The sequence below is a fragment of the Prevotella sp. ne3005 genome (genome assembly GCF_900110085.1).
Taxonomy (GTDB): domain Bacteria; phylum Bacteroidota; class Bacteroidia; order Bacteroidales; family Bacteroidaceae; genus Prevotella.
Window position 1 is genome coordinate 157,237 of record NZ_FOCK01000008.1, and the last position, 9,676, is coordinate 166,912.

Annotated in this window: 15 protein-coding genes and 2 rRNA genes; 7 read left to right on the top strand and 10 right to left on the bottom strand. The window is 44.0% G+C overall.

Going from position 1 to position 9,676, the window contains the following annotated elements; all coding sequences use genetic code 11:
- Positions 1–20: 20 nt before the first annotated feature.
- The 5 genes from BMY16_RS12660 to BMY16_RS12680 all read right to left on the bottom strand — a co-directional run bounded on the left by BMY16_RS12660 (position 21) and on the right by BMY16_RS12680 (position 3,585).
- Entirely contained in the window at positions 21–1,010 is a 990-nt protein-coding gene (locus tag BMY16_RS12660) for a PorP/SprF family type IX secretion system membrane protein (RefSeq protein ID WP_091843014.1), read from the bottom strand.
- Between the two features lie 3 nt (positions 1,011–1,013).
- Complete coding sequence (gene greA, locus BMY16_RS12665; RefSeq protein WP_091843017.1) at positions 1,014–1,484, bottom strand: transcription elongation factor GreA; 471 nt, start codon at positions 1,482–1,484, stop codon at positions 1,014–1,016.
- Positions 1,485–1,719: 235 nt separating this feature from the next.
- Positions 1,720–2,097 (bottom strand): RidA family protein, encoded by a 378-nt coding sequence (locus BMY16_RS12670; RefSeq protein ID WP_091843020.1) that lies wholly within the window; start codon positions 2,095–2,097, stop codon positions 1,720–1,722.
- Positions 2,098–2,115: 18 nt separating this feature from the next.
- Entirely contained in the window at positions 2,116–2,613 is a 498-nt protein-coding gene (locus BMY16_RS12675; RefSeq protein WP_091843023.1) for a nitroreductase family protein, read from the bottom strand.
- Between the two features lie 201 nt (positions 2,614–2,814).
- Positions 2,815–3,585 (bottom strand): peptidylprolyl isomerase, encoded by a 771-nt coding sequence (locus BMY16_RS12680; protein ID WP_091843064.1) that lies wholly within the window; start codon positions 3,583–3,585, stop codon positions 2,815–2,817.
- A 174-nt stretch (positions 3,586–3,759) separates the two neighbouring features.
- On the opposite strand from BMY16_RS12680, the gene BMY16_RS12685 reads away from it, so the two are divergent.
- From BMY16_RS12685 to BMY16_RS12700, 4 genes are all read left to right on the top strand, one after another.
- Complete coding sequence (locus BMY16_RS12685; protein WP_091843025.1) at positions 3,760–4,596, top strand: transporter substrate-binding domain-containing protein; 837 nt, start codon at positions 3,760–3,762, stop codon at positions 4,594–4,596.
- A 16-nt stretch (positions 4,597–4,612) separates the two neighbouring features.
- Entirely contained in the window at positions 4,613–4,819 is a 207-nt protein-coding gene (locus BMY16_RS12690; RefSeq protein WP_091843028.1) for a DUF4250 domain-containing protein, read from the top strand.
- Positions 4,816–5,061 carry a hypothetical protein gene (locus BMY16_RS12695; protein WP_091843030.1) on the top strand — a complete coding sequence of 82 codons (246 nt, stop codon included), beginning with the start codon at positions 4,816–4,818 and terminating at the stop codon, positions 5,059–5,061. Before BMY16_RS12690 ends, BMY16_RS12695 begins: the two co-directional genes overlap by 4 nt.
- Positions 5,062–5,223: 162 nt before the next feature.
- A complete protein-coding gene (locus tag BMY16_RS12700) occupies positions 5,224–5,676 on the top strand; it encodes a GNAT family N-acetyltransferase (RefSeq protein WP_091843033.1) in 453 nt (150 codons plus the stop codon).
- Positions 5,677–5,893: 217 nt separating this feature from the next.
- On the opposite strand, the gene BMY16_RS12705 is transcribed toward BMY16_RS12700, so the two are convergent.
- The 3 genes from BMY16_RS12705 to BMY16_RS12715 all read right to left on the bottom strand — a co-directional run bounded on the left by BMY16_RS12705 (position 5,894) and on the right by BMY16_RS12715 (position 7,297).
- Positions 5,894–6,115, bottom strand: coding sequence for a DUF2795 domain-containing protein (locus BMY16_RS12705; protein WP_021852076.1), 222 nt, complete (start codon positions 6,113–6,115; stop codon positions 5,894–5,896).
- A 62-nt stretch (positions 6,116–6,177) separates the two neighbouring features.
- Positions 6,178–6,741 (bottom strand): cob(I)yrinic acid a,c-diamide adenosyltransferase, encoded by a 564-nt coding sequence (locus tag BMY16_RS12710; protein ID WP_091843036.1) that lies wholly within the window; start codon positions 6,739–6,741, stop codon positions 6,178–6,180.
- 16 nt (positions 6,742–6,757) lie between these two features.
- Complete coding sequence (locus BMY16_RS12715; protein ID WP_091843038.1) at positions 6,758–7,297, bottom strand: hypothetical protein; 540 nt, start codon at positions 7,295–7,297, stop codon at positions 6,758–6,760.
- Between the two features lie 145 nt (positions 7,298–7,442).
- Between BMY16_RS12715 and BMY16_RS12720 the strand changes: the two genes are divergently transcribed.
- Genes BMY16_RS12720 through BMY16_RS12730 form a run of 3 tightly spaced genes read left to right on the top strand, consistent with a single transcriptional unit; the run spans position 7,443 to position 9,097 of the window.
- The gene (locus BMY16_RS12720; RefSeq protein WP_091843039.1) at positions 7,443–8,408 is read left to right on the top strand and encodes an SPFH domain-containing protein; all 966 of its coding nucleotides are present in this window, start codon (positions 7,443–7,445) and stop codon (positions 8,406–8,408) included.
- Positions 8,409–8,411: 3 nt separating this feature from the next.
- The gene (locus BMY16_RS12725) at positions 8,412–8,606 is read left to right on the top strand and encodes a type II toxin-antitoxin system antitoxin (RefSeq protein WP_091843042.1); all 195 of its coding nucleotides are present in this window, start codon (positions 8,412–8,414) and stop codon (positions 8,604–8,606) included.
- A gap of 8 nt (positions 8,607–8,614) precedes the next feature.
- On the top strand, positions 8,615–9,097 hold the full coding sequence (locus BMY16_RS12730; RefSeq protein ID WP_091843045.1) for a DUF1648 domain-containing protein: 483 nt from the start codon (positions 8,615–8,617) through the stop codon (positions 9,095–9,097).
- 63 nt (positions 9,098–9,160) lie between these two features.
- Here BMY16_RS12730 and rrf read toward each other — a convergent pair.
- Both rrf and BMY16_RS12740 read right to left on the bottom strand, forming a co-directional pair.
- A 5S ribosomal RNA gene (gene rrf / locus BMY16_RS12735) occupies positions 9,161–9,273 on the bottom strand.
- Between the two features lie 81 nt (positions 9,274–9,354).
- A 23S ribosomal RNA gene (locus BMY16_RS12740) occupies positions 9,355–9,676 on the bottom strand; the annotation flags it as partial.

Sequence of the window (9,676 nt, forward strand, 5' to 3'; positions counted from 1 at the left end):
TTTTTACTATCTTACCTTCCTTACAGTATTCTCACGCTCTTATGCAGATTCTTACCCTTTTTATACAGGTTCAGTTCCGTCTGATAGCCCACGAACAGTTCATGGCTTCCATTGCCGAGGCTGACGGCAGAGGTGTATATCTCATAACTGTAGCCAATATGCACGCCAAAGAAACGACCACCTAACATCACCGTCACCGAGTTTGTCGGACTATAGGTCAAGCCAGCATACATCACCTTCTTCTCATGTTCATATTTCAGGCGCCCTGTCAGGTCGGCCCGCCACGCACTACCGTCAGTACGTCCAAGAGCAGAGGTTTGTATAGTTAAAAACGGATGACTAAGCCGAATATTGTATCCACCCGTTAAATAATATGTAGCAGAGATGTCCAGTTCGTTGGTTTCCCCTAATTCCACCTTAGGTGAATTCAGATGCAGTACAGAGAAACCAGCATACCAATCACGGGCCAGATAGTATAGCCCAGCTGAGAGGTCCAGCCCCGTACCATTTTCCGAGGATGAGGAAAAAGCCGGATCATCAGGATCCACCACGTCAACCTTACTACCATCGAAATTCTCACTTACCATTCCCGCCTGGATACCCGCACTGATCTTTCCACCCAAGAGGCGATGCTGATAGGCATATTGCAGACTTAGCCGTTTATGAGTAAACAAGCCTATCGCATCATTGAGGAACTGTAAACCCACGCCATGATAGGCACCCAACGCATAGAATGGCATATCGGCAGCGGCATACATTGTATTGGGGTTATGTTCAAAGCCTGCCATCTGAATGGCATAAGCCGCCGCCACATTCAACTTGGCCTCTTTGCCTACTGACGCAGGATTGAATGACGGTTCCATCGCCCAATAATGGCTAAAGGAAACATCATACTGCGCCCATCCCTTGATAGAAGAAAACAGCAACAAACATATTATAGCACAACCTCTATACACGTTATAATAACGAAACAACCTCCAGAATATTGCATCTGAAGGTTGTTTCGTCATCGTCTATAATTGAATATTTTCGATACGCAACTTTATCGTACCGGCAGGCACCCGGACTTCCACGACATCACCAACTTTCTTGTTCAGCAAGGCCTGAGCAATAGGCGATTTGATGGAAATCTTCCCTTCACGGATATTTGCCTCGTGGGGACTGGCTATCGTGTAGGTCATCCTGCTATTGTTTGCCATATTAGTCATCTCAACCTTACTGAGCAATTGCACAGTGCCTGTAGCAAGTCTCGACATATCTATCACACGTGCATTGGCCAACACTCTTTGTTTGAAACGTATCCTACCCAACAAACGCGACTGTTCACGCTTGGCAGCATGATACTCAAAGTTCTCGCTAAGGTCGCCTTTGTCGCGGGCTTCGGCAATAGCCTCTTTCACTTGAGGCAGTTCTACACTCTCCAGTTGACGGAGTTCAGCCACGAGTTTATCGTAGCCTTCTTGAGACATATATTCTACACTCATATAATCTGTTCTGTTTTTATTGTTTAATCATTTTCCATCTGAACGACTCACACTTCTATAAAGTTTTAGTTTTATTTAGCGATTAAACTATTAATGTGGCTACGCGTACCTTTTAAATACAAAATCATAGAAATCCTCGATGGGGTTGATGTTCTCATTATACACCTTTTTCAGGCCATTTTGAGCGTCCATCGTCAACGCAAAGCAGAGACTTAATAATGACAGGATTAATTTGTCATACGCCTGCTACTACTTCAATTTCAACTAATGCTCCTTTAGGTAAAGTTTTTACAGCAACAGCAGACCTTGCAGGGTATGGCTCTGCGAAAAACTCTGCATAAACAGCGTTCATATCCGCAAAGTCGTTCATATCGGCCATGAATATTGTAGTTTTCACTACATTGCCCATTGTCAAACCTGCCTCTTCTAGAATAGCCTTCACGTTGAGCAAAGACTGACGAGTTTGTTCCTTGATACCTCCCTCAACAAAACTTCCAGTAGCAGGGTCGATGGGAATCTGTCCAGAGGCATAAATGATATTTCCCACTTGTATTGCCTGACTATAAGGACCTATTGCCGAAGGTGCCTTTGTTGTCCTGATTACTTTTTTCATCTTCTTATGGTGTTTTGTTCACTTGCATATTTCTTCTATGGCCTTACGCTTCTTTTCCTTCGAATCATCGGCAGGATAGCCGATTGGAATCAGGACGGCAGCCTCTTCATTCTCTCCCAAGCCAAAGGACTTCTTACACAGTTCGGCATCAAAGTTACATACCCAACATGTACCAAGTCCCAGTTCTGTAGCAGCCAGACAAAAATGCTCAACTGCAATAGCAATGTCAATATCGCCGTGGTGTTTGCCATCGGATCTAACCCATTCTTCATCATGCAAGATAGAGGCAATGACAACAATAGGAGCCGTAGCGAACCATTCGCGATTATAGCACTGGCAGATTATCTTCCTATCTTCCTCGCTACTGACGAAGCGAAACTTCCAAGGCTGCTTGTTCACAGCAGATGGGGCCAACCGGACACACTCCATGATATAGTCCAGCTTATCCTGTTCAACACTCGTAGGCTGATAGCTCCTACAACTATATCTATTCTTTATAAGTTCTAGCAAATCCATATTATCTAAGTTTTGAGATGAATTTTTCTTTGTCAACAATGAATCTTAGATGTGTAGCTAGCGAGCACAGCTCGAGCGCTCCATCAAAGCCATCATAGCTGGGGTAGCAAGTACAGGCATATTTCCAGCCCCATCTGAAGAGCGGTCAAGCCTTCGTTTACAGTCAGTTCGCTTGTATATTCCAGTCCAAGTTCCAACATATTATTCAATAACTATCATTCTCATTTCTATGTCATCAACAGGTCTGTCAGCACGTCCAGTAGCAGTGCCTTGTATCATTTCAACCACATCAAGACCTTCCTCGACCTCTCCGAATATAGTATATTGGCCGTCAAGATGGGGAGTACCACCAATAGTAGAGTATATCTTCAACTGGTCATCGGTCAAGCCAGTTTTTCCTACCTTACTCTCAGCTTCCGCAGCCAGTTTGTCTTGCAATTCCTGTAGCCCTGCACGATTCCTGTCACGGCGCATCTGCATGATTTCAGCACGATGTTCTGCTGCAAGTTCATTGAATACAGCCTGAACCTTCTGCATCCTCAACTGCTTGGAAAACTGGCGAAGCTGTCCCTCATTATACACCTGGCCCCAGACAATATAAAATTGAGAGCCACTACTGCGACGATCTGGATTAACTTCGTCACCCTGTCTCGCAGCAGCCAAGGCACCACGTTTATGAAACAGTCCGTCCTTAATCTCGGCTTCAAGTGTATAACCAGGATCCCCCACACCAAGTATTTTTCCAGCAGGTGCGCCCTTTGAATCAGGATCGCCGCCCTGAATCATAAAATCCTTAATGACACGATGAAACAGTGTACCATCGTAATATCCTTCTTTCGCCAATTTCAGGAAATTGGCACGATGGATGGGAGTCTCATCATATAGGCGAACAACAATGTCGCCAAGCATTGTTTGAATCTTTACTTTACACTTCGTGCGAGAATTCTCACGCTCGGCAGAGTTCAAACTCATTTGGCTCTGCTCTCTCTTAATCGAATCTTTCATACTTTTTCTCTCAATTTGGCGACAAAATTACACAAAAATAGGGAAAAACACTCAATTCTGTAGTGAAGATGTGTTATTTTGGCAATTTTCAACTGAAAATTGAGTAATTTTGTAGCCGATTATAAATACAGTACAGAAACAATGATAAGATTGGAAAGATTAAGGACCTGGTTTCTGATAGCAGTTCTGATCATTTGCGGCGCTCGAACTTTTTCGTTTTGTTCGCAAAGAACCTATACAGATAATCCCACCAAGGGCAAAGTAGCAGAAATTCTGGATCGAGGCACAATCCTCTTTGGTACTACCGGTGACTACAGACCGTTATCATTCTGTGAACCCGATGGAACATATTGGGGCTTTGGTATTGATGTCGCCAACGAAATAGCAAGAAGGTTAGGAGTAGATATAGAATTCAAAAAGACCTCATGGCCTTCATTGACAGCCGACGTACTAACAGAACCTCAAATATTCGACCTTGCCATTGGTGGGATTACCATAACAGATACCAGACGGGAAACGATGCTCATGAGCGACGGCTATCTAGCTAACGGCAAGACCATCCTTTGCAGGGCTTCGGAGGCAAACCGCTACAAGTCATTGGCTGACATAGACAAACCCGAAGTGACCGTAATGGTGAATCCAGGTGGACTGAATGAAAAGTTTGCCAACGAGAACCTGACTCACGCTAAGATAGTGGTTCACCAAAAGAACGAGGAAATACCGACACTTGTAGCCGAAGGTGCAGCCGACGTGATGATAACGGAAATTACAGAGGCTCCTTATTATGTGCAGACTGACACCCGACTGGCAGCTCCACTATTGAACGCTCCATTTACTCATGGTGAAATTGGTGTCCTCATGCAGAAGGGGCAGGAGGATCTCCTGCAGATAGTGAATAATGTCATCCGTCAGATGAAGTCCGACGGCTCTCTTCGGAAACTGCATGAAAAGTACGGGCTATTATATGCCTACGAATAAAAAGAGATAATTATCGATGGACTACCTGCCTAAAGACCCTGCAATACTGGTTTCAAGCGTCAACATGCTTCTGAGGGATGAAGAGTTTGACACGTTGGAATCCCTGTGCTACAACTTTGGGACAGAGCCGAAAGATTTAAAGACCTACCTATACGGACATGGATTCGTTTACAGCGACGAGCAAAAGCAGTTCCGTCCGATAGGCTATGACAAAAACAGATGATAACGAAAGACAGTATAGAGACAGCCTACAGTTTCTTGCATCAGAAGCAGAGGATCTATGTTCATTCGACACTTGACTGGCAGAAAGACGACATTGAGATTGCTATTGCCTCGTATGCAGATGAAATGAGCCAGGAACTACTTGATGATATTTCTAGTGGCAGAGCTGACTTTCTGAGAGACCACAAACGGTTTCAAGAGGACATAACCGAGGCTGTTGAGATACTGGAAAATATGCTATAACAATGACCCTACAAGAAGCAATAGAAGCCCGCCATAGTGTAAGGGCATACAAGGAACTGCCATTGGCAGAAGATGCTCCATCATCGGATACACTCAGATGGACTTGGGCATAGCCAAGTATCACTTTGAGATTGGAGCCGGAAAAGATAACTTTGAGTGGGTATGAACAAGCCTATATTGCACAAGAAAACGTTTCAAGAACTAACTACGGACGAGCTATACGAACTGCTGAGAGTGCGTAGCGAAGTGTTCGTGGTTGAGCAGAATTGCGTCTATCAAGATATGGACGGAGATGATCAGAAATCTATTCATCTATGGTTGACTTTGGGAAACAGAATTGTAGCACTGGCCCGTGTATGTCCTGCCGGTACTCATATGAAGGAAATCTCGATTGGCAGAGTTATAACGATAGAACGAGGCAAAGGGTATGGTAAGCAGATTATGATTCACTCAATTGAGACAGCAGTCAAACATTTCGGTGCGACACACATAGACATTGAAGCTCAGGAGTATGCCAAGGAATTCTACGAAAGAGTCGGATTCAAACAGTCATCAGATAGTTTTATGCTTGATGGCATTCCTCACATAAAAATGACTTGGACAAGAAAAAGATAACAATCACATTACCTGGATTTCGTACTAATAATCTTCCCATCTTTTGACCAAGTATATATTCAGGATTCTTTACGACTAGTGAAAGTGCCACCACTAACAGTTAGTATATTGTCGTTATTGTCTTGCCATATTCAAATAATTATTCGCACAAAAAAACGAGGTGTGCAAAAAAAATACACACCTCGTTAATCTTCAATTACTTACAGCAGAATACTGCTTAGTATTCATCCTCGTTGAAAAGGAAGTCCTCTTTCGTTGGGTAATCGGGCCAGATGTCTTCGATGCTCTCATAAACATCACCCTCATCCTCTATCTCCTGCAAATTCTCAAGTACCTCCAAAGGAGCACCTGAACGAATTGCGTAATCAATCAATTCATCCTTGGTTGCGGGCCAAGGCGCATCTTCCAATTTGGAAGCCAATTCCAGTGTCCAATACATATTCTTAGTCTTTGGTTTTTTACTATGTTTTTAATTCGGGCGCAAAAGTAATCATTTTATTCCTATTTGCAAACATTTTGCCATATAATTTCACTTACGCCTGCGTTAAAATTTATTATTTTGGCTAAAACGAACAGATAATCACTTAATCTGTTCACATATTGTAAAGTCTCAGGACTTATTTGGGCAACTACTGACAATGCTACAATTCGACGTTCTGCACGGCGACAGACAGTACGACACACATGAGCTTGAGCAGCAACCTGCGTACCTCCTGGAAGGATAAACCCCTGGCGTTCCGGCAACAGTTTCATCATTCGGTCTACTTCTGACTCTAATAACTCAATCTCTCCATCAGCGAGTTTTGCAGAGTCGTATAGCGGTGTCTGGCTCTGATCTGTAGCAAGATTTGTGCAGACATTAAACAGATTATTTTGGATCCGAATAATCATATCATGATATTCACCCTCTGACAGCATCGCAGCCAAGAGTCCCAAATGGGAACTCAATTCATCCACTGTACCATAAGCCTCTAAACGTTCACTAGCCTTACTGACTCTAAAACCACCTACGATACTTGTCTGCCCTTGATCGCCTGTACGAGTATATACCTTAGTAATCTTCATAGATTTGTTGATTTTATTAGAAATTTATAATATAATTCATTTTATGCCTTTTTTTGTCAAACAGCACTATTCCACAATAATAGAGATCGAATGTCACCTTTGTCCGTTCATCGGCAACAATTTCATTCCAGAGAGCACGGTTCTGCCCGATCGCTTCAACAATAAGAACTGTATTATCAACCACCTTATTATAAATAGAAGCCAGACGACTACGGCAATCGCCTACGAGGCACAGTCTTATTAGTTCCACAGAATCACCGAACTTAGCATCACGACATCCTGCCTGCAGATATTGCTCAAAGCTGTCGCTCTCAATAACATGAGGCTGCCGCCAATTGGCGATACGGAAATAAAGAAGGCCCAACTTCCTTGTAAGCCAGTCATCCTCTTCGCCCAACAGTTCATACTGATAATATGGCCAATGCTCATTGAAGACATAACGCACCAGCCAATAGTCAGCAGGCGATTGGATGCCAAAACCTCGACAATGTCCAATACGGTTCAGCCAGACAAAGACATGTCGAACGCGCTGTATCACTGTAGCGATTTTAATCATGTGGCAAATTTACACACTTTTTCTGAGACTGAGTCATAATTATTGTTAAAGTTTAGGCAGATTCCATTGCCAGACGAAGAATTGTTCATATCTTTGCGATATCATTTTGATATCAATTTCAATCAACTTATTAATACTTATCATTATGGAAAATAAGGAATATACATTCAAAGGGACGGTGATGAACGGTTTTCTGATGCTGTTTATCAACATTGCAGTTCTGGTTCTCTCAATTGTAGGTATCGTGTATAGCATTATCCTATTAGACGAAAGCAATGGTGATTGCGGAGGTTGGTTATTGGGCTGCAGCCTCCTGTTGCTCATCGTAAATATCATCATGTGGTTCGGGCTAATGATGTTGGAGCCCAACGAAGCTAAGGTAACCACTTGGTTCGGAAAATACAGCGGAACCTTTGCACAGACAGGTTTTTATTGGATTAACCCCTTCTATGGTACGAAAAAGGTATCGCTTCGTGCGCGTAACCTCGATGCGGAGCCTATCAAGGTTAATGACAAGACAGGCAATCCTGTGATGATAGGCTTGGTATTGGTATGGAAGCTAAAGGACACTTACAAAGCACTCTTCGAAGTAGACTCCCAGACTATGGCAGCCAATCCCAACACAGTCGGATCTGACACAAAGGGACTGATGAATGCCTTGGAGAACTTTGTCCGTGTACAGAGTGATGCAGCTCTGCGACAGGTAGCAGGCCAGTATGCCTACGACGATGAAGACAGCAAAAATAATGAGCCAACCCTGCGTTCAAGTGCAGACGAAATCAACGAACAACTGGAGCAGAAACTCGACGAACGTCTGGCTTTGGCAGGCATCGAAGTAGTCGAGGCACGTATTAATTATCTGGCATACGCTCCTGAGATAGCTGCTGTTATGCTCCGTCGCCAGCAGGCTTCAGCTATCATTACTGCTCGTGAAAAGATTGTGGAAGGTGCTGTTTCGATGGTGAAGATGGCTCTTGACAAGCTTTCCAATGAGAATATCGTAGATCTTGATGACGATAAAAAGGCTGCGATGGTTAGCAACCTGCTTGTAGTACTCTGTGGCGATGAATCTGCTCAGCCGGTAGTGAACACAGGAACACTTAATCATTAATCAATGGCAGAAAAGAACACCAAAAGTTTTATTCTTCGCGTAGATACCGAAACAATGAACGCGATAGAGGCCTGGGCTGCAGATGAATTCCGCAGCACCAATGGTCAACTGCAGTGGATCATCACAGAGGCGCTACGCAAAGCCAAGCGGCTGCCCAAGAAAAAGAACCAAACACAAAATAAAGAAGATAATAAATAGTTAATTATATGAGTGATATTAAACTTAACATCGTGCGTACGGCAAAAGATAAGATCTTCGATATCGTCTTCCTTGTACTGACACTGACAATATGGGGAATCATCATCTGGCTCATCAGTCGCGCACCAGATATTGTGCCAACCCATTTCGGGCCTTCAGGAAAGCCAGATCACTATGGATCGCCCACCTTCATCATCATACCAAGTGTGATATTGACTATTGTAGCATTTATCTGCGCCTTTAGCATCTACTTCCCCGGTGGTAGCGTTAATCTGCCTTTCCACAATGGACCTGGCAACGCACGTCAGAAAAGATTAGGCGTTCTATTGTGCAGGATTATTGCAATCATGATGCTTGGAATCATGCTATTCATCGCCGTCTACACATTGGCCATGAAAGATCACGAAAGCATCCTACCATTTATAATCATTGTAGGTTCGATGATAGGTGTGTCGCTCGTATTCACGATTATGATGTATAGAGCGAAATAACAATGCCAACTTTGTCAAAACGAAGAAGCCCCGGGTCATTTCTGACTCGGGGCTCTCTGATAAAAGTGGCGGCCTCCTACTCTCCCGCATTGCATTGCAGTACCATCGGCGCAGGCGGGCTTAACTTCTCTGTTCGGAATGGGAAGAGGTGGGACCCCGCTGCAATAGCCACCTGATATGGGGTTTGACTATTTCCACACAAGAACAGAAGCAAGGACTAAGCCTTCTAAAACTTCATTACATCTGATAATATGACTCAAGCGAAAGATTTCGGGCAATTAGTAGTGCTCGGCTTTGACGTCACCGTCTTTACACCTGCACCCTATCAACGTCGTAGTCTACGACGACCCTCAATGGAGTCCTCATCTTGCGGCTGGCTTCGCACTTAGATGCTTTCAGCGCTTATCCAATCCAGACGCGGATACCCGGCGGTGCACCTGGCGGTACAACCGGTAAACCGGAGGTCTGTCCAACACGGTCCTCTCGTACTAGTGTCAGCACCACGCAAGACTCCTGCGCCCACGATAGATAGAGACCGAACTGTCTCACGACGTTCTGAACCCAGCTCGCGTGCCACTT

Bases quoted from the DNA above. Each gene is read 5' to 3' on its own strand.
- BMY16_RS12700 (WP_091843033.1), top strand. From the start codon at position 5,224: ATGAACAAGCCTATATTGCACAAGAAAACGTTTCAAGAACTAACTACG.
- greA (WP_091843017.1), bottom strand. From the start codon at position 1,484: ATGAGTGTAGAATATATGTCTCAAGAAGGCTACGATAAACTCGTGGCT.
- BMY16_RS12660 (WP_091843014.1), bottom strand. From the start codon at position 1,010: ATGACGAAACAACCTTCAGATGCAATATTCTGGAGGTTGTTTCGTTAT.
- BMY16_RS12685 (WP_091843025.1), top strand. From the start codon at position 3,760: ATGATAAGATTGGAAAGATTAAGGACCTGGTTTCTGATAGCAGTTCTG.
- BMY16_RS12710 (WP_091843036.1), bottom strand. From the start codon at position 6,741: ATGAAGATTACTAAGGTATATACTCGTACAGGCGATCAAGGGCAGACA.
- BMY16_RS12695 (WP_091843030.1), top strand. From the start codon at position 4,816: ATGATAACGAAAGACAGTATAGAGACAGCCTACAGTTTCTTGCATCAG.
- BMY16_RS12725 (WP_091843042.1), top strand. From the start codon at position 8,412: ATGGCAGAAAAGAACACCAAAAGTTTTATTCTTCGCGTAGATACCGAA.
- BMY16_RS12690 (WP_091843028.1), top strand. From the start codon at position 4,613: ATGGACTACCTGCCTAAAGACCCTGCAATACTGGTTTCAAGCGTCAAC.
- BMY16_RS12675 (WP_091843023.1), bottom strand. From the start codon at position 2,613: ATGGATTTGCTAGAACTTATAAAGAATAGATATAGTTGTAGGAGCTAT.
- BMY16_RS12730 (WP_091843045.1), top strand. From the start codon at position 8,615: ATGAGTGATATTAAACTTAACATCGTGCGTACGGCAAAAGATAAGATC.
- BMY16_RS12715 (WP_091843038.1), bottom strand. From the start codon at position 7,297: ATGATTAAAATCGCTACAGTGATACAGCGCGTTCGACATGTCTTTGTC.
- BMY16_RS12705 (WP_021852076.1), bottom strand. From the start codon at position 6,115: ATGTATTGGACACTGGAATTGGCTTCCAAATTGGAAGATGCGCCTTGG.
- BMY16_RS12680 (WP_091843064.1), bottom strand. From the start codon at position 3,585: ATGAGTTTGAACTCTGCCGAGCGTGAGAATTCTCGCACGAAGTGTAAA.
- BMY16_RS12670 (WP_091843020.1), bottom strand. From the start codon at position 2,097: ATGAAAAAAGTAATCAGGACAACAAAGGCACCTTCGGCAATAGGTCCT.
- BMY16_RS12720 (WP_091843039.1), top strand. From the start codon at position 7,443: ATGGAAAATAAGGAATATACATTCAAAGGGACGGTGATGAACGGTTTT.